The sequence below is a fragment of the Rhodococcus sp. NPDC077669 genome (assembly GCF_040686915.1).
GTDB classification, from domain to species: domain Bacteria; phylum Actinomycetota; class Actinomycetes; order Mycobacteriales; family Mycobacteriaceae; genus Rhodococcoides; species Rhodococcoides fascians.
In genome coordinates this window covers 1-16,027 of sequence record NZ_JBFBMD010000015.1, presented here as the reverse complement: position 1 = coordinate 16,027, position 16,027 = coordinate 1, and the positions used below count along the sequence as shown (strand labels likewise).

Sequence of the window (16,027 nt, the reverse complement as noted above, 5' to 3'; positions counted from 1 at the left end):
GGTCATACGTCTTTCTAGATTGCAGGGGTTCGGGTATCGAGTTGCGAGACCCGTTGGGGGCTCACATCGAGCACGATGGCGGTTTCTCGCACCGTCAGACCGAGATTACGCAGGCGTCCAACGGCGTCGCGAGACGTGCGGGCCGCTGATTCCTGAGCGCGTGCAGCGTCTTTGACCGCTACGCGGGCGCTGCGCACGTACTCGCTGACGTCGGGGACACCGAGGTCGATATCGAGGTCGACTTCGACGGTGTCAGCCGGTACGTCTTCGAGCAGGCTCACCGCGTCGGCCACCATCTTCGGGATCTGATCGAGTCGCCGCGCTTGGGTGTAGGCCCCGTCGACTTCGGGCACCTCGACGGCCCACCACTGGCCCGAGCGGGTCGCTTTCGCGGTCACTTTCATTTCGTGCCCTTCTGTCGCGGATCGGTCATCCCGAGCTGCTTACGGATCGCCTTGACGGTCATGTCGTTGATCTCGCTGTGTCGAGCGAGAACGGTGCGCTTCGTGCCGACCACCACCTTGGTGTGGTTACCACCTTCGGTGAGCACGATCTCCGCACCGATCGCTTTGGCGTGGGCGCGGATCTCCTTGAGCAGATCGGCTCGCTTCATACTATTAGTCTAGTCCCACTAGATCAATAAGTAAAGGGGGGATAGAAGGATTGGCCCGCTCGGTTGAGTCTCTCGACACCTGGTGCCGGCTTACGTAGATGCGGCCAGGTGGTTCACCGCGTGGCGAGCAGTACGGCCGAAGCTGGCCTTGCCCAGGCGCTGTAGCCGCGGAGGATATCGCCGGTTCGCCGGCCTCGTGCGGTCTGTCCATCGCAACCTGGGCCGTCCTCGGTCAAAATTGCGGCATGCCAACCCCAAGGACCACCCGTGCGCGCCGCGTACCCGGGCACATCGCCGGCCGAACCCACAGGCGCACAGCACCCGCCGCCCAAGCCCCGCCGTCCCCCGCCAACACCGAAACACCGGCCGATTCCGCACCGCGCCCCGACATCACTGGCAAATCCCACACATCCTTCTGGATTCGCGACGTCGCCGTCCCGCTTCTGATCGCCGTCATCACCGGCGGCATCGTCGCCTGGGGAACCATTGACGCACAAAAGGACATCGACGACGCCCGAGCAGACCGGCTTCTTCGCGCCGCCAACCTCACCTTCGTCCGCGATAAGTCCTCGCCCGACCCCGACCTCCCCCGCCCATTCAATGGCATCGACCTCGCAGGCCAGAATCTCCGTGGCCTCGAACTTGCAAACGCTGACCTGAGCCGCGCCAACCTCAATGACGCAGACCTAGCAGGCGCAGACCTCAGCGGCGCGAGCCTCAACGGCGCAGACCTGGAAGGCGCGAACCTGGAAAGCACGAACCTGGCAGGTGCCGACCTCGCAGGCGCGTACCCGACCAAAATCTGCTGGTCATCGGCGACGTTATGGGGGTCGTGGGGCATGTTCCAGCCCCCACCAAGCGACAAACAAACCTGTGACCGATTCCCCCTCAAATATCTCCCTGTGGTGGCTGGCAACGGACGCTGAGAATTATCTCGAACACCGCTTGGACGGCGACGGTGGATGGTTGCACGTCGAGCGGATCGATGTTTTCTCGGGCAACGGTGAGGTGGCCGAGGCTGAGGATGCGGCCATTTTTTACTTTTTCATCTGATGATTCTGTGTGCAGGTTCGGCCTGGTTAGGGTGGTCTTCGACAACAGTGTTTCAACCCGAGAAAGGCCGCATCGAACCGTGGCGAAAAAAGTTTTCACCCAATTGGTCGACGATATCGACGGCACCGTCATCGACGACAAGTCAGGCGAGTCCATAGAGTTCTCCGTCAACGGCGTCGACTACCTCGTGGACCTGAAAGCCAAGAACGCGAACGAGTTTCACCGCGCCATCGGCTACTACATCGAACACGCCACCCGCGTCGGCGGACGCAAACGTAGAGCCTCGCTCACTCCGACACTATCGCCGACTCCCTCCACCGTCACCGCCGTCACACGTGATCCGGCACAGACCAGAGCGGTGCGGCAATGGGCCGCAGACAACGGCTACGAAATAAACGATCGCGGCCGCATTCCTGCTGCGATCGAAGAAGCATTCAACGCTGCGCACTGACCGTGCACCACTCTGGCGTGATCATGGGCTCTACCAGTGTGTGCGGCGTCTAAGTTCCCGCCAAAACGCCAGTGGTTTGACCTGTTGAAACCACGTCCTAAGGTTCTCAAGCAACACCCATCCAAGGAGCACCGCAGTTGTCCAAGAAGTCACGTCGCTCGTACGGCCTCGTCAATTTTCTTTTCGATGTAATTCTCACCGTAATCACTGCTGGCTTCTGGCTGATCTGGATTTTCGTCCGTGAGATGCGTCGTTGAAATTCACACACCTCGACTAGGTGGTGTCCAGCCGGTCGCGTAGTGACGCAATTCCGAGTTGCGCGAGAGTGTCCGCCTCGTGCGCGCGGACACCGTTGTCGGTCAGGCGTCGGACGGCGTCGGGGTCGTCGTCGACGAAGCCGCGCAGCCACGCCGGGTGCCGGTTGATCACTGCCCTGGCGTGGCCGAGCTTGATCTGCCAGGCCTGCCGTGTGTGCTGGGAGTACTCGGAGGCCGGCCGGCCGAGCACCGCTCTGCCCCCGGGGAAGTCCTGCTCGGGGAGCCATGCTCTGGTCGCGGGCAGGGCGTACGCGGGTCGCGTTGTCGAATAGACGATCGTGAAGCCGAGACCGTGGAGCGCCCACGCCAGATCGTGCCCGCCGGCGAGCACTGCGGCATCGGGAACGTGGGCGAAGAACTCACGCCACCGCTGAGCTGGGTCTATCGCTTCGTCTGCGAGCACGCTGTCATGCGCGGACATGTCGGCCAGGACGCCGTCGATGTCGATCATGACCACCCGGTCCTCGTTCGGACGGTGCACCCGAGGTCTGGGCCGGCGCCGGATCGGTGCAGGCCGGGTCTGCTCGGTGACGCTGTCCACCCCTCGTTCATACCCGAGTGGCATCGGCATTCTCTGCGGCGCGCCGCAGAGGTGAGGCGGTGTTCTTCTCCTCCGACGCGGACTCCATGGCGTCGGTGTTGCGCGCGGCGGCGAGGACTGTATCGAGCGACTCGCGGTAGCCGGTCGAAATCGACGCCCTGAACCCTGTCGGGACGATGTGGGCCAATAGGCGATACCCGGCCAGTGAAGCCGCCAGAACACGCACGAACCGCTCCGCGGTGAAACCTTGGCGCAGACTGCCGGATTCGGCAGCGCGGCCCGCGAGGTCGAGCACTGCCGCCTCCCACGCTGCGGACGCACGGTGAGCATGGAAGTCCGGTTCCACGCTCAACCGGGCTTCGGCGCGCAACGCCACGTCGTCATCGAAGGCCTGCGCGGCGTCGTCGACCATGCCAGCGATCGCATCGAGCGGGGGAACACCGTCAGCAGTACTCCAACGTGTCGCTATGGCGATGTAAGCGGCGGCGGCGGTGTCGAGTACCGCGGCTGCTATCTCCTGCTTGGAGGAGAAGTGGAAGTACATCGCACCTTTGGTGCTCGACGTGTTGTCGAGAATTCGGGTCACCGACGATCCCGCGTACCCGTACCGCGCGAATTCTGTTGCCGCTCCGTCCAAGATGTTCGCGCGTGTTCGGACGGCTCGCTCCTGGGTCATCGCGTCGCGCCCGCGTAGTCGCGATCGGTGTTCATCGAGTCGTAGTCGTCGGCGTCGTCGGCGTATCCCGAACGTGCGTCGGCGGCGCTGAGGTCGTGATCGTCATCGGTGGTGGTGTGCGTCTCGTCGGCCGCGATGGGGTTTGCGGTGCTGCGCTCGGCGGCGATGTTCTGCTGTACCTGAGTCCAGGTCTTGATATGTCGCGAGACGGTCGAGGTGTGGAGCTCGAGGTGGCGGGCGATGTCACTCAGCGACCAGTCGGGGTTTGCGAGGTATAGATGGACACTGGTCCACACGGCGGGCTTGAGCAGGCCGTTGTCCAAGTCTTCATCCACTCCCACAGCCTCGAATGGCCGCGATGCAGGGTGCTCGACGGCGGGGTCCTGTGCGGCGGCGGTGAAGGCCGGCGCGGTCGAAGCATCATCGCCTGCAACCGGTGCCGCAGTGATGATGCGTCGACGGGGAGCACTGATGGCGACGGACATCATTTCGCCCATGGTCATCACCATCAGCGGAGCGAGGGCACCCATCATGGCGGCGACGGCCGCATTTAGGTCGGTGACGGTGAGTACGGCGTGGTAGGCATTTCCTGCCATGCTGGCCACTCCTGCGAGGGCGAAGACGGCGATGATGAATCGGCGGCCGCGAACGGTGGCGCGGTCTGTGTGTTGGGACAGCGCGATACGGAAGATGCTGGCCGCCAGGATCGGTCCGTCGAGCACTACCGGTATGACCCACGCGGAATCGCGCAGCCCGGCCATGGACCCCAGGTCGAGAAGGGTGGTGAAGCTCAACTTGAAACTGGACGCGGTAACTGCAAAGGCGACGATCAATCCGATGACGAGCGCCCAGGTGATGACAGCAGGGTGGATCTCGCGGGTGTCCTCGGTGGTGTTCTGATCGGGCTGGGCATTAGCGTTGTTCATTGATCGCAGGTCCGTTCTGTGATCGACCGGCCCCGGCGGTGTTCGCAGCACTGCCGGGGCCTTCCGGTCGGATGTGTGGAGGTTATTGGATGGTGGCAAACTCGAAGTCGAGGCGTTCGCGGTCGAATTGCTTGCACGTGGCGATGGCATCGGCTGCGCCAGTGTCCGATCCCCAAACGAATCGGTAGAACGCGTCACTGTCGGGCAAGTTCGTACCTTTGCCTGCGAGGTAGGGCCGCCAGGGATTGCGTGCGTGCGTGTTCACCGTCTTCTTGCTCATCCCAAGGGCTTTCGCTACTTCGGTTTGACTCAGGCCTGCCAGGATCGCAGATTTGACCAGAGCCTGATCGACGTAGTTGTCGGCGAGGAAGTCCAGGTGGCGTCGGTACTGGCGGGATCGTTGTCGCGATTCGGCCAGCGATTGGATATCGGGTGTCTGCGGCATGGTTACAGTACGACGGTACTTAGCGTGTACCGCAATACCGGAACCGGATTTACTTGCCGATTCCGGCTTCCATCAAGCGGCCATCAGTTGCGCCCGTGTGGTTTTCACACCTGTTCACTGATGACCACGTGCCGGGGCATCGAATACACCAGACCGGATCATTCTGCCTCTCGAGCGTGGCGCGCTGCCCACCGAGATCCCCTCCCCCACTGCTGCGGACTACTTACGGGACCGAGCAGGACCAGCAGCATCAGCAGCAGCGGCGGTCCAGCCGTTCACGCCCACTGGGCGGCACTCGTCGTGATGCACCGGATGAGAAGACGCCAGATTCGCCGGGGTCTCGGAGAGCCACTGGTCGCACCAGGCACACCGAACGACCACCCGTTCGGCGGTCATGAAGTCGCCTCGGCGGCAAGGCCGAACTGAGCGCCACCGGTCGTGTCGGTGGTGTGGCGATTGGCGTGGGTGCTCATTGCGTGTCAGCTCCTGGTGGTTGTGGCGCGGGGTGTGTGTGCGCCGTCGCGTTGCTCGCGGGCCCGAATGAGGGCGGCGTAGACGGCTGATCGGCTCAGGCCGTACAGCTCCATGAGTTTCACGGCACCGAACTCGCCGGATTCGTAGTCCTTGAGGATGCGTTCGTGTTGCAGTGCAGTGAGTTTGGGCTTGCGTCCGGTCATCCGGCCCTGCTCTTTGGCGATCGCGACGCCCTCACGGGTGCGTGCGCGAGTCAGGTCGGCCTCGAACTCGGCCATCGCGCCGAGAACAGTGAAGAACATCTTGCTCGACGGATCACCTGGACTGTAGACCTGGCCACCGTAGATCAACCGTGCACCTTTGGCATCGAGCTCGGTGACGATCGCATTGAGGTCGGTCACCGACCGACCGAGTCTGTCGAGCTTGGTGACCACCAAAGTGTCCCCCTCCCCCACTGCCGCGAGAGCTTCGGTGAGACCGGGCCGCTCGCGATTGCGCCCGGTGTATCCGCGGTCGGTGTAGATGTTGCCGGTGTCGACGCCCATCTTGCGAAGGGCTGTGCGCTGCGCTCGTAGATCCTGTCCTCGTGTGGAGCACCGGGCGTACCCGATCAGGTTTTCGTCCACCTGGAGCCCTTCGTCTCGGAATCTGCGATCAAACTGGGATTACTTGCAACACTATCTATCAAGACACCGACAAGCTGGTCCGAGCGTCGACCGATTGTCAGTTTCAGGAGTCGCGTTCACTGTGTCAGAAGTCGAATGCACTGAGCGCCAGCAATTGATGTGGGTTCGGCTCCTACTCCGGCTCGTCGGCGTTAGTGTTGCCTATGGGCATGTCGAAAGTGGTACCTGCGCTGCCGGTACGAGACATCGACACCGCTGTAGAGATATACGTCCGCGCGTTCGGCTTCACGACCCGGTACACCGACCCGACTTTCGCGAGACTTACCCGCGACGACGTCGAGATCCACTTGTGGGCCGCCGACGACGACAGCTGGAATACCCGTTCAGACCCTGCGGCATGGCCGGTATGCAGCGGAGCCGAGACGTTCCTTGCCGGCACAGCCAGCTGCCGCATCGCCGTGGACGAGATCAACGACCTTTACGCCGAGATGTCCCGCGCGGGAGTGCTCCATCCCGCAGACGCGGGTCGTCCCGTCTCGACGGACTGGGGAACGACGGAGTTCGCAGCTGTCGACACCGACGGCAATCTGATCACTTTCCATACCGATGAAAAAAGCCAACACGAGCCCACCACGGCAGGCAACGGCGCACCCTGACCGCACCCTCGAGCAGAAACTCGATGACCCGGACGTCCGTCGACGCGCTACGCGTGGTCATCGTCCTGAAATAAGCGCATGCTGGACTTGTCCACCCGCGCGCAGTCAGGCGACGGTCAGATAGATCAACGCGACATTGAGTGCGACGACGATTCCCGCGATGAGCCATGCCGCGTATGCCGTGATCCGGTGATTGACATCGCCGCCCATCAGGATGCGGTCCGAGGTGAACCGCACCAAGGGAATGAGCGCGAACGGAATACCGAAGGACAGGACGACTTGTGAGACGACCAGTGCCCGACTGGGGTCGACCCCCGCGGCCAGAATTGCCAGTGCGGGAACAAGTGTCACCAGTCGTCGCACCAGAATCGGAATGCGCTGACGTAGTAGGCCGTCCATGATCATCGCGCCGGCGTATGCCCCGACCGATGTCGATGCCAGGCCCGAGGCCAGCAGGCCCACCGCGAACAGCAGCGCTACCACCGGCCCCAGAGTGTCTCCTACTGCTGTGTGAGCTCCTTCGATGGAATCGACGCCCTCTCGGCCTCCCAGCGTCGAGGCCGCCAACAGCAGCATCGACATGTTCACTGCACCGGCCAGCAGCATCGCCAACCCGACATCGATCCGGGTGATCCGCAACAACCGCTGCCGGACAGGCCCTGCCTCGGGGTGTCCGTGCCGGTCACGTGCAAGGCCGGAGTGCAGATAGACCGCGTGCGGCATGATCGTCGCACCGAGCATAGCGGCGGCTATCAATACGCTTTCCGCGCCGTCGAACCGCGGAATCAACCCGGCGGCAGCGGCGGTGAACGATGGCGGTTCCACGACGACGCTGGCAAGAAATCCGACGGCGATGACACCGAGTAGACCGAGAATCACGAACTCGAACGGGCGCTGGCCCCGGCGATCCTGGACCAGCAACAAGATCATCGATACGGCTCCGGTGATGAGGCCGCCGATCAGGAGCGGCAGGTCGAAGAGCAAGTAAAGAGCGATCGCACCGCCGACGATCTCTGCGAGGTCGGTCGCCATGGCGACCACTTCTGCTTGCCCCCAATATGCCAGTCGCACACTCTTGCTCGACTTCTCGCGGACCACTTCGGGCAGTGTCATTCCGGTGACGATGCCGAGTTTGGCGGAGAGGAACTGCACGAGGCCGGCCATCACGTTCGCGGCGACGATCACCCAGACCAGCAGGTACCCGAACTGCGCGCCGGCGCTGACGTTGGAGGCGACATTGCCGGGGTCGACGTAGGCGATCGCGGCGACGAAAGCAGGACCGAGCAGAACGAGGCCAGACCGAAACCTCGAGGGCGGCCGAGACGATCGGCGCTGCAGCACAGACATGACCACACCCTCCGGCACCAACAATATGTCAGAACCCTGAAAATATAGTTCGGCCTCCCGAACAATGCAATGCGGCGTGGCGGTTCGGCGACATCACGATCAGATGGGCAGGATCACTGCACTGACGAATTCGTTGCGGATCCAGGCGATGAACAACCCCCACACCCCGGTCAGCAGTGCGATGCCGACGGCGATCATGATGACACCGCCCGCCACCTTGATCCTCTGAGAGTTCCTCCGAAGCCACCCCACACCGCGCATCGCCGAACTCGAACCGAACGCAAGAACGACGAACGGTAGGCCGAGTCCCAGGCAGTACGCGACGATGAGAGTGACCCCGCGGGCTGCGGTTGCACCTTCGGTGCCTGCCGCCACGGACAGCACGCCGGCAAGGGTCGGACCCAGGCACGGCGTCCAGCCGAGCGCGAACACCCCACCGAGCAGCGGCGCTCCTGCAAGGGACGAGATCTGCCGGGGTGCGAATCGGGTGTCGCGTTGCAGTGCGGGTATCAACCCGATGAACGCCGCACCCATGATGATCGTGATGACCCCGCCCACGCGTTGGAGTACTTGCTCGTTGATGCGCAAGGTGCCGATGACTCCGAAGACCGAGGCTGTGGCGAGGACGAAGACGATGGTGAACCCGGCGACGAACAACGACGCTGCACCGGCCACACGCCAGCGATTCACGAGACCCGTCGACGACGTACCGGCGGTCGCGGTGCTGGGTGTCCGGGCATCGGCTGACTGAGCCTCGCAGGCCGATTGGGTGCCGCGGGCTGATTGGGCGTCGCGGGCTGATTGGGCGTCGGCGCCGGCGATGCCTGCCAGGTAGGACAGGTATCCCGGCACCAGCGGCACCACGCACGGTGAGGCGAACGAGACCAACCCGGCGAGCATGCATGCCGCGATCGCCAGCAGTAGGGGCCCACTCGATGCCGCGTTCTGGAACGTCGACCCGATGTCTTGGGCGAGAAGAGTCGTCATTCCGCGGCTATCCGTTCGACGACGGGAAGCAGGTCTTCGGTGAGCAGGGCTCGCATGAAGACCGCGGCCACCCGGTGCTGGCGATCGAGTACCAGCGTCGAGGGAATGACGCTGGTCGGATAGTTCCCGCCGAGGGCGATCAGCGTCCGCATCGAGGGGTCGTAGATCGAAGGGTAAGTGACGTTGTTGTCGACCACGAAGTCCTGCGCTTTGTCCTTCTGCGGATCTCGGACATTGATACCGAGGAACTGCACACCGCGCTCACGGGTGGCCTCGTAGACCTCTTCGAGGTCGTCGGCTTCGCCGCGGCAGGGGCCACACCATTGACCCCAGAGATTGATCACGACGACCTTTCCGTCGTAGTCCGCCAGAGCGGTCGTCTTGCCCTCCTCCATCAGATCGGGGCCGGCGAGCTCGCCTATGGTTCCGCGTGTTTCGGGAGGGTCGTAGACGATGTCGGTTCGGCCACCGGGCGCGACGAAGTCGAAGCTCCCGCCGGACGGTGCAGCGTCGGCACCAGCGGAGCATCCGGAGATCAGTAGTACGACGGCAAGAATCGATCCGATTGCCGCGGTGGGCGTGCCGCCTTGTCGTCGAGTACCGACCCACACGGGTAGGAAACGTGTCATGAGGTGAAGTCCTTTATTGCAGTGCGGATCTGGTCTGTCGTCTCGAACACTGTCGGGTCGGTGATGCGCTCGATCGTTCCGTCCGGGCGGACGAGAAAACTCAGGGGAAGGACCGGCGGTGCCGAGAGCGCGTCCTGGACGCTGCCGCCGTCGATGTAGTTCGGATAGCGGATGCCCAGTTGCGTGAGCAGCGCGGCCGCGTCCGCGGGTCGGTCCTCGACGTTGATTCCGATGACTGGGATCGCGTCGGGTTCTGCGGCGTAGGCATCGACTACGGGCATCTCGGTGCGGCACGGGCCGCACCAGGATGCCCACAGGTTGATCAGCGTCACCTCGCTGCCGAGAACGTCGACGAGATCGACATCGTCGGCACTGCCGATGCAGCGCGCCATCACTCCCGCCAGCGGCCCACCTTCGTGTGGCACCGGCTGCGGACACAGCGGTAGCGCTGTTGCTCGTGCCGCGTCATCCGGCGGGCGGGACAGTGTGGGTTCGGGTCCGACCGGCGCGACATTGTTGGCGATGACGTCGGATGGGCCGCCCTCGACGCCACCGGAGCGGGGCCACAGTGCGACGATCGATGCAACGACAACGACGAGCATGACGATCGACCAGCCGCGCGTCATCGCCGTGACCTTCTTTCTCGAGAGATCGGCAGAGGGGCGAACGGTACGTCGCGGATCATAGGAGCGTGGACCAGTACGACCAGAAACGCTGCGCGATCAGGGCGATGAGGACGAGAAACCACACGGTCAGCGCAATCGAGTGATTGCGCATCAACACTCCCGCCCACTGCCGCCGGCCCGCACTCGGAGCCCCGCGGTCGAGGTTGCGCAGCGTGACGTACCAGAAGATCGGTACGGTGACCGCCCACACCGCCATGCAGTACGGGCACAGCGCGCCGATGTCGTAGAGGCTCTGCACGATCAGCCAGTGCACGAAGACCGCAGCAGCAGTGACACCGACCTGCAGTGCACTCCAGAACCACTGCGCGAACACGGCTCCGGCGAGCAGGGCGGCACCCACTGCCGCCACGACGGCGAAGCCCGCGATCCCGAGAAGGGAATTGGGAAATCCGAACGCAGACGCCTGCGGGGTGTCCATCACCGATCCGCAGTTGAGTACCGGATTGATACTGCAGGTCGGGGCGTAGGCGGGATCGAGCGCAAGGGCGAACTTCTCTACCGTGAGTACGAACGCGGCGGCCAGTCCGATCACGCCTCCTACCAGCAGCAGCCAGGGCAGGCTTCGGGCGAACGGTCCGCTGCGTCGGGTGAGAGCGGCTGCGCGGTCAGCCGAGTGCAGCGTCGAGGGCATCGGTGAGGTCTCCGTAGGTGGTGGGTTCGATCTTGGTGCCGTTGAGGAAGAACGTCGGGGTGCCCTGGACGCCGAGCGCGATCCCGTCGGCGACGTCGGCCTCGATGCGTTCGAGCGTCGCAGGGTCGGTGTAAGCGGCATCGAAGGCGCTCATGTCGAGTCCTTGCTCGACGGCGAAGCTCCGAAACAACTCGTCCTGCGGAACCTGCTGTTCGCCCCACTGCGCCTGCGTCTCGTACATGCGCTGATACATGTCCTCGAAGCCGCCCTGCTGTGCTGCGGCTTCGACAGCGCGTGCGGCGCGTTCGGCATTGAAGTGCGAGGCGATGGGAAAGTAGCGGGCCACGAAGCTCACCCGGTCGCCGTACTCCTCACGCAATTGTTCGATCGCTGGGTAGACAGACCGGCAGGCCTCGCACTCGAAGTCGAGGAACTCCACGAACGTGACCCGGCCGTCGGGCACCGAGTTCAACCGATGACTGTTCTCGCGCACCGCGATCGAGGCAGGGTCGGCGGCGGCCTGCTCGGCGGCGGCAGCATCCGGCGTGCCCGATCGGTCCACCACCAGAAATACAGCCAACGCGGCGGCGAACACGACCACCAGGGACAGGGAAATCTTCAACGCTCGGCTCATACAACTACCTTCTCGACTCGTTCGGACTGATCAACGGGCCCGATATGGGCGTTTCGACCCGTTGTGAGACTAACAATCGTACGAACGTCGACCGAAAGGTCTTCCCTGACGATCGCATGATTGTTAGATTGTGCCCATGGCCTTGGAACCTTTGGACTCGTGCGATCTGTTGTGTATGGACCTCCCTCACGCCGAGAGGGTGCGCGCAGCCTTGCCTGCTCTCGGCGATATCGAACCGGTCGCCGACGCTGCCCGAGCTTTCGGTGACCCCACCCGACTGACCATCGCGCTCGCGTTGAACGCCGGCGGGCAGATGTGCGGCTGCGATGTTGCGTGGATCGTGGGACAGAGCCAGAAGCTGGTCTCCCACCATCTCCGCAAACTCAAAGCCGCGGACGCCGTCACATCGAACAGAGAGGGAAAGTTGGTCATGTATTCGCTCACCGATCGCGGCGCCCGACTGCTCTCGATACTGACCGAGCCACTGGCCACCGCCTCGGCCACCGCTGATCTCACCGGGGTCGATCATGGCTGACGCGTGCTGCGGACCGACCCCCGCTGCGCCGACCACCGAACCGGCCGCCGACGGTACGGGCACGGCAGGTCCGGCTCCGACCGACGTACCCCAGAGGTTGTGGCAGGTCCGCGAGCTGCAACTCGCATCGGTAGCCGCGATCATCCTCGCCGCATCGTGGTTGCTCGGTCGAACGGGTGCCGATGCGGTCGCGACCGTCGGCGGTCTGATCGCTGCCGCGATCGCGGCCGTCACCTTCGTTCCCGCGACGGTGAGAAATCTGCGACACGGCCGCATCGGTGTCGGCACGCTGATGACGATCGCGCTCCTCGGTGCCATCGCATTGGGCCAGATCCCCGAGGCCGCGATGCTCGGCATCCTGTTTTCCGTCGCCGAGGGACTCGAGGAGTACGCGGTCACCAAGACCCGCCGCGGACTACGCGCACTTCTGTCCTTGGTGCCGCCGACAGTGTCGGTCCTGCGCGGTGGAACCGAGCAGGCCCTGCCCCCCGACGATGTCGTGATCGGGGACACCATGGTGCTGCGACCGGGCGAGCGAGCTGCCACGGACGGCACCATCGCACGCGGTTCGACGAATCTGGACGTGTCCGCGATCACCGGCGAGTCCGTGCCCATCGAAGCCGGTGTCGGCGACGAGGTGCATGCCGGTGCCATCAACGGCGGCGGAGCCATCGAGATCACCGTCACCGCGCCGGCATCGGAGAGTTCGCTTGCGCGCATCGTCCGCATCGTCGAACAGGCCCAGGACCGCAAAGGGGCCGGCCAGCGGCTCGCGGACCGGATCGCACGTCCCCTCGTGCCTTCGATCATGATTCTCGCCGCCCTCGTCGCCGGCGTCGGTGCGGTGCTCGGTGACCCCATGTTGTGGCTCGAACGCGCACTGGTGGTCCTGGTCGCGGCATCACCGTGCGCGTTGGCCATCTCGGTGCCGCTGTCGGTGGTGGCGGCGATCGGGGCTGCGAGCCGCAACGGGGCATTGATCAAAGGCGGTGCAGCAGTAGAAGAGCTGGGCCGCATCCGCGTCGTCGCCGTGGACAAGACCGGCACCCTCACCGCAGGACGACCGGAGGTCGTCGACGTCGTCACCGCTGCGGGAATCGGCCGCGACGCCGCGCTGGCCGTTGCTGCTGCGCTCGAAGCGCGCAGCGAGCATCCACTCGCCCGCGCCATCCTCGCTTCCGTATCGACCGTCGCGGCAGCCGATGATGTCACTGCCATCGCCGGACACGGCCTGACCGGCACCCTCGACGGAGCCGCGATCAGGCTCGGGAAACCGAGCTGGTTCGACACCCACCCCAGCTCCGAGGAGTTCCGCGCCGACGTCGCTCGTCTCCAAAGCAGCGGTGCCACAGTCGTTCTCGTCGAACGCGCCGGAGTCCTGATCGCTGCGATCGCCGTCCGCGACGAACTGCGGCCCGAGGCCGCCGAGGCTGTCCGCCAACTCACCGCGCTCGGTATCGACACTGCGATGCTCACCGGCGACAACGCACTCACTGCGCAGGCCCTGGCGACCCAGGCGGGTATCACCGCCGTCCACGCCGAACTACTGCCCGAGGACAAAGCGGCCCTGCTCGCCGACATCGCGGCCGGACGCAAGATTGCCATGGTCGGCGACGGCATCAACGACGCTCCCGCCTTGGCGACCGCAGATGTCGGTATCGCCATGGGCGCAATGGGAACCGACGTTGCCATCGAGACCGCCGATGTTGCCCTCATGGGGGAAGACCTCCGGCATCTACCGCAGGTGCTGGCCCACGCTCGGCATGCCCGCGGCATCATGGTCCAGAACATCGCCCTGTCGATCGCGATCATCGGCGTGCTCGTCCCACTGGCTGCCACCGGCGTCCTCGGTTTGGCGACTGTGGTGCTCGTCCACGAACTCGCCGAAGTCCTGGTGATCGCCAATGCGATTCGTGCCGCCCGCACCACACCGTTGGACGGGTTCGTCCCACCGCCTACGGCATCCGGTGCCCTCAATGTCACGATCGCACCCGCAGCGGCCTTCGAGGATGCCTGCTGCGCTCCGGCCCCGACGCCGAGGAACGCTGCGCCTCTCGCATCTGGGAACCTACTGGCCGCCACCACCGCACCGTCACCCTCGGCGATCGGAGCAGACGACGGCAGCAGCTCCGGGTGCTCGGATGGATGTACCTGCTGCACATCGACTCCCGCGCGAAGCGAACTCGGTCAGGGAAGGTAGAGACCTGCGGGCGGTGATCGGACTGCATGCAGGCTCTACGGGATCGACATGACCCCAGCAGCAGCGGCATCGACAACAGAGGTGCGCTGGCACCACCTCGAACGAACACACATCCTCTCGCAGCACTATCCGTGATTGCATGCTCTCAACCACGCCGCGATGGTGAAAGCTGCGGCGGTAGAACATGATCGGCGCGAATCCTGGGGTCAGGTGATCCGGATCGTGATCGCTGCTCCAGGATCGTGGTCGGGGCGATACCCGGCCGGTAACACCGGCCGGGTCGAGGCGGGACCGATGTCGCCGATGCCCATTCCGCAGGACCGTACGGACGCGCTGAGAGGCAGATAGCGGTCATCAGTTCAGGCCTGCGTAGGAGTGCAGGCCGGAGACGACCATGTTGATGATGAACAGATTGAACAGCATCGCCACGAATCCGGCGATGTTGATCCATGCTGCGCGGGTGTTGCGCCACCCGCTGGTGGCGCGGGCGTGCAGGTAGGAGGCGTAGACGATCCAGGTGATGAAGGAGACCGTTTCTTTCGGATCCCAGCCCCAGAACCGGCCCCACGCGGCTTCGGCCCAGATAGCGCCGAGGATGACGCCGACGCCGAAGAGCGGGAAGGCGAAGATCGTGGTCTTGTAGGCCACGATGTCCAGTGTCTGCGCGGAGGGCAGGCGGGCTGCGATCCGGCTCACGCGGCTGCCCGAGTCCTCGGGATGCTTCATGCGGATCAGGAACAGTATGCTCGCAACCCCGGAGATCAGGAACACCCCGCTGCCGAGCGAGACGATGGAGACGTGCACCGGCAGCCAGTACGACTGCAGTGCCGGTACCACCGGTGCTGCGTCGGCGTACAGCACGGTGCCGGCGACGAACAGCAGGATCAACGTCGGCACCAGAACGAACAACCACAGGGTGCGTAGCTGCGTCGAGCGCAGCACCACCAGTGCAGCGACTACACCTGCTGCGCAGGTGACCGAGACGAATTCGTACATGTTGCCCCACGGCGGCCTGCCGGTGGCGATCCCGCGAAGGATGATCGACCCGATATGCAGGGTCAGTGCCACCATCACCAGCCCGAGTCCGCTACGCCCGAAACGTTCGGATGGAACTCGCCGGGGTGCGTCGGGAATGCGTCCGGGCGTCGTCGACGTGGCAGCAATGATCCGAGCACGAAGTCGCTCCGTATTGTGCAGTTCCGCGCTACGGGTCGTTGCGAGCTGTGCGAGGAATGCGATCGCGGCGAGGAGATAGACCACGAAGGCGGTCTCGAAGCTGATGTCGCTCCACCGGGCGAGGGTGTCGTCGATCGGCATGGTGCTACACCGTTTCTCTGTCGTGGTTCTCGGACGGGCTCTGCGTGTGCGGCCAGATCTTCAACCGAAGGGTCTGGAATTCCGGTCCCCAGCCGGCGTGATCGGTGCGAGCCAGGCCACCCATGTCCACTGGCGAGAGACCGCGCTCGCCGGGGTGGACCCGGAACCAGACACGGCGACGTGTGATGACCAGGGACACCAGTAGTCCGGTCATCATCGTGACCGCGAACACGAGCACCCACCGCTGCGCGGGGTCGTATCCGACCTGGAGGTTCGCGAATTC

Annotated in this window: 20 protein-coding genes and 1 pseudogene; 6 read left to right on the top strand and 15 right to left on the bottom strand. The window is 64.3% G+C overall.

Annotation, left to right across the window (positions count from 1 at the left end):
- Positions 1-14 precede the first annotated feature (14 nt).
- Both AB0P23_RS17155 and AB0P23_RS17150 read right to left on the bottom strand, forming a co-directional pair.
- Entirely contained in the window at positions 15-404 is a 390-nt protein-coding gene (locus AB0P23_RS17155; RefSeq protein WP_363798418.1) for a hypothetical protein, read from the bottom strand.
- A complete protein-coding gene (locus tag AB0P23_RS17150; RefSeq protein WP_363798415.1) occupies positions 401-613 on the bottom strand; it encodes a hypothetical protein in 213 nt (70 codons plus the stop codon). The genes AB0P23_RS17155 and AB0P23_RS17150 overlap by 4 nt, the downstream gene beginning before the upstream one ends.
- A gap of 245 nt (positions 614-858) precedes the next feature.
- On the opposite strand from AB0P23_RS17150, the gene AB0P23_RS17145 reads away from it, so the two are divergent.
- Entirely contained in the window at positions 859-1,539 is a 681-nt protein-coding gene (locus tag AB0P23_RS17145) for a pentapeptide repeat-containing protein (RefSeq protein ID WP_363798412.1), read from the top strand.
- A gap of 206 nt (positions 1,540-1,745) precedes the next feature.
- Positions 1,746-2,117: an Lsr2 family protein gene (locus AB0P23_RS17140; protein ID WP_363798410.1), complete on the top strand. Its 372-nt coding sequence runs from the start codon at positions 1,746-1,748 to the stop codon at positions 2,115-2,117.
- 273 nt (positions 2,118-2,390) lie between these two features.
- Here AB0P23_RS17140 and AB0P23_RS17135 read toward each other — a convergent pair whose 3' ends face one another.
- The 5 genes from AB0P23_RS17135 to AB0P23_RS17115 all read right to left on the bottom strand — a co-directional run bounded on the left by AB0P23_RS17135 (position 2,391) and on the right by AB0P23_RS17115 (position 6,122).
- Positions 2,391-2,885, bottom strand: a complete 495-nt coding sequence (locus AB0P23_RS17135) for a hypothetical protein (RefSeq protein WP_363798407.1) — start codon at positions 2,883-2,885, stop codon at positions 2,391-2,393.
- Positions 2,886-2,982: 97 nt separating this feature from the next.
- Complete coding sequence (locus AB0P23_RS17130) at positions 2,983-3,651, bottom strand: TetR family transcriptional regulator (protein WP_363798404.1); 669 nt, start codon at positions 3,649-3,651, stop codon at positions 2,983-2,985.
- Positions 3,648-4,577, bottom strand: coding sequence for a DUF2637 domain-containing protein (locus AB0P23_RS17125; protein WP_363798401.1), 930 nt, complete (start codon positions 4,575-4,577; stop codon positions 3,648-3,650). Before AB0P23_RS17125 ends, AB0P23_RS17130 begins: the two co-directional genes overlap by 4 nt.
- 82 nt (positions 4,578-4,659) lie before the next feature.
- Positions 4,660-5,022, bottom strand: a complete 363-nt coding sequence (locus AB0P23_RS17120; protein WP_363798398.1) for a hypothetical protein — start codon at positions 5,020-5,022, stop codon at positions 4,660-4,662.
- A gap of 479 nt (positions 5,023-5,501) precedes the next feature.
- Positions 5,502-6,122 carry a recombinase family protein gene (locus tag AB0P23_RS17115; protein ID WP_363798395.1) on the bottom strand — a complete coding sequence of 207 codons (621 nt, stop codon included), beginning with the start codon at positions 6,120-6,122 and terminating at the stop codon, positions 5,502-5,504.
- A 209-nt stretch (positions 6,123-6,331) separates the two neighbouring features.
- Here AB0P23_RS17115 and AB0P23_RS17110 point away from each other — a divergent pair, with 209 nt between their 5' ends.
- Positions 6,332-6,778, top strand: a complete 447-nt coding sequence (locus AB0P23_RS17110; protein WP_197077431.1) for a VOC family protein — start codon at positions 6,332-6,334, stop codon at positions 6,776-6,778.
- A 105-nt stretch (positions 6,779-6,883) separates the two neighbouring features.
- Here the strand turns inward: AB0P23_RS17110 and AB0P23_RS17105 are convergent, their stop codons facing one another.
- The 6 genes from AB0P23_RS17105 to AB0P23_RS17080 form a co-directional block, all read right to left on the bottom strand.
- Positions 6,884-8,125, bottom strand: a complete 1,242-nt coding sequence (locus AB0P23_RS17105) for an Nramp family divalent metal transporter (RefSeq protein WP_008720147.1) — start codon at positions 8,123-8,125, stop codon at positions 6,884-6,886.
- A 99-nt stretch (positions 8,126-8,224) separates the two neighbouring features.
- Entirely contained in the window at positions 8,225-9,112 is an 888-nt protein-coding gene (locus AB0P23_RS17100) for a cytochrome c biogenesis CcdA family protein (protein ID WP_032373339.1), read from the bottom strand.
- Complete coding sequence (locus AB0P23_RS17095; RefSeq protein WP_080733221.1) at positions 9,109-9,741, bottom strand: TlpA disulfide reductase family protein; 633 nt, start codon at positions 9,739-9,741, stop codon at positions 9,109-9,111. Before AB0P23_RS17095 ends, AB0P23_RS17100 begins: the two co-directional genes overlap by 4 nt.
- Positions 9,738-10,367: a TlpA disulfide reductase family protein gene (locus tag AB0P23_RS17090; protein ID WP_008720130.1), complete on the bottom strand. Its 630-nt coding sequence runs from the start codon at positions 10,365-10,367 to the stop codon at positions 9,738-9,740. Before AB0P23_RS17090 ends, AB0P23_RS17095 begins: the two co-directional genes overlap by 4 nt.
- Positions 10,368-10,422: 55 nt before the next feature.
- Complete coding sequence (locus AB0P23_RS17085) at positions 10,423-11,058, bottom strand: vitamin K epoxide reductase family protein (RefSeq protein ID WP_008720128.1); 636 nt, start codon at positions 11,056-11,058, stop codon at positions 10,423-10,425.
- Positions 11,033-11,692, bottom strand: coding sequence for a thioredoxin (locus AB0P23_RS17080; protein WP_008720127.1), 660 nt, complete (start codon positions 11,690-11,692; stop codon positions 11,033-11,035). The genes AB0P23_RS17085 and AB0P23_RS17080 overlap by 26 nt, the downstream gene beginning before the upstream one ends.
- A gap of 136 nt (positions 11,693-11,828) precedes the next feature.
- Here AB0P23_RS17080 and AB0P23_RS17075 point away from each other — a divergent pair, with 136 nt between their 5' ends.
- The 3 genes and pseudogenes from AB0P23_RS17075 (at position 11,829) to AB0P23_RS17065 (ending at position 14,775) form a co-directional block, all read left to right on the top strand.
- Positions 11,829-12,227: a metalloregulator ArsR/SmtB family transcription factor gene (locus tag AB0P23_RS17075; RefSeq protein ID WP_032373340.1), complete on the top strand. Its 399-nt coding sequence runs from the start codon at positions 11,829-11,831 to the stop codon at positions 12,225-12,227.
- Entirely contained in the window at positions 12,220-14,427 is a 2,208-nt protein-coding gene (locus tag AB0P23_RS17070) for a cation-translocating P-type ATPase (protein ID WP_032373341.1), read from the top strand. The genes AB0P23_RS17075 and AB0P23_RS17070 overlap by 8 nt, the downstream gene beginning before the upstream one ends.
- A gap of 48 nt (positions 14,428-14,475) precedes the next feature.
- Positions 14,476-14,775, top strand: a pseudogene (locus AB0P23_RS17065) (DUF3703 domain-containing protein).
- A 6-nt stretch (positions 14,776-14,781) separates the two neighbouring features.
- Here the strand turns inward: AB0P23_RS17065 and ccsB are convergent.
- Together ccsB and AB0P23_RS17055 are read right to left on the bottom strand one after the other, a co-directional pair.
- Entirely contained in the window at positions 14,782-15,744 is a 963-nt protein-coding gene (gene ccsB / locus AB0P23_RS17060) for a c-type cytochrome biogenesis protein CcsB (RefSeq protein WP_032373342.1), read from the bottom strand.
- A gap of 4 nt (positions 15,745-15,748) precedes the next feature.
- A partial coding sequence (locus tag AB0P23_RS17055; RefSeq protein ID WP_363798387.1) for a cytochrome c biogenesis protein ResB occupies positions 15,749-16,027 on the bottom strand: 279 nt, incomplete at its 5' end.

Bases quoted from the DNA above. Each gene is read 5' to 3' on its own strand.
- AB0P23_RS17125 (WP_363798401.1), bottom strand. From the start codon at position 4,577: ATGAACAACGCTAATGCCCAGCCCGATCAGAACACCACCGAGGACACC.
- AB0P23_RS17150 (WP_363798415.1), bottom strand. From the start codon at position 613: ATGAAGCGAGCCGATCTGCTCAAGGAGATCCGCGCCCACGCCAAAGCG.
- AB0P23_RS17130 (WP_363798404.1), bottom strand. From the start codon at position 3,651: ATGACCCAGGAGCGAGCCGTCCGAACACGCGCGAACATCTTGGACGGA.
- AB0P23_RS17080 (WP_008720127.1), bottom strand. From the start codon at position 11,692: ATGAGCCGAGCGTTGAAGATTTCCCTGTCCCTGGTGGTCGTGTTCGCC.
- AB0P23_RS17075 (WP_032373340.1), top strand. From the start codon at position 11,829: ATGGCCTTGGAACCTTTGGACTCGTGCGATCTGTTGTGTATGGACCTC.
- AB0P23_RS17145 (WP_363798412.1), top strand. From the start codon at position 859: ATGCCAACCCCAAGGACCACCCGTGCGCGCCGCGTACCCGGGCACATC.
- AB0P23_RS17085 (WP_008720128.1), bottom strand. From the start codon at position 11,058: ATGCCCTCGACGCTGCACTCGGCTGACCGCGCAGCCGCTCTCACCCGA.
- ccsB (WP_032373342.1), bottom strand. From the start codon at position 15,744: ATGCCGATCGACGACACCCTCGCCCGGTGGAGCGACATCAGCTTCGAG.
- AB0P23_RS17105 (WP_008720147.1), bottom strand. From the start codon at position 8,125: ATGTCTGTGCTGCAGCGCCGATCGTCTCGGCCGCCCTCGAGGTTTCGG.
- AB0P23_RS17095 (WP_080733221.1), bottom strand. From the start codon at position 9,741: ATGACACGTTTCCTACCCGTGTGGGTCGGTACTCGACGACAAGGCGGC.
- AB0P23_RS17135 (WP_363798407.1), bottom strand. From the start codon at position 2,885: ATGATCGACATCGACGGCGTCCTGGCCGACATGTCCGCGCATGACAGC.
- AB0P23_RS17070 (WP_032373341.1), top strand. From the start codon at position 12,220: ATGGCTGACGCGTGCTGCGGACCGACCCCCGCTGCGCCGACCACCGAA.
- AB0P23_RS17090 (WP_008720130.1), bottom strand. From the start codon at position 10,367: ATGACGCGCGGCTGGTCGATCGTCATGCTCGTCGTTGTCGTTGCATCG.
- AB0P23_RS17120 (WP_363798398.1), bottom strand. From the start codon at position 5,022: ATGCCGCAGACACCCGATATCCAATCGCTGGCCGAATCGCGACAACGA.
- AB0P23_RS17110 (WP_197077431.1), top strand. From the start codon at position 6,332: ATGTCGAAAGTGGTACCTGCGCTGCCGGTACGAGACATCGACACCGCT.
- AB0P23_RS17155 (WP_363798418.1), bottom strand. From the start codon at position 404: ATGAAAGTGACCGCGAAAGCGACCCGCTCGGGCCAGTGGTGGGCCGTC.
- AB0P23_RS17100 (WP_032373339.1), bottom strand. From the start codon at position 9,112: ATGACGACTCTTCTCGCCCAAGACATCGGGTCGACGTTCCAGAACGCG.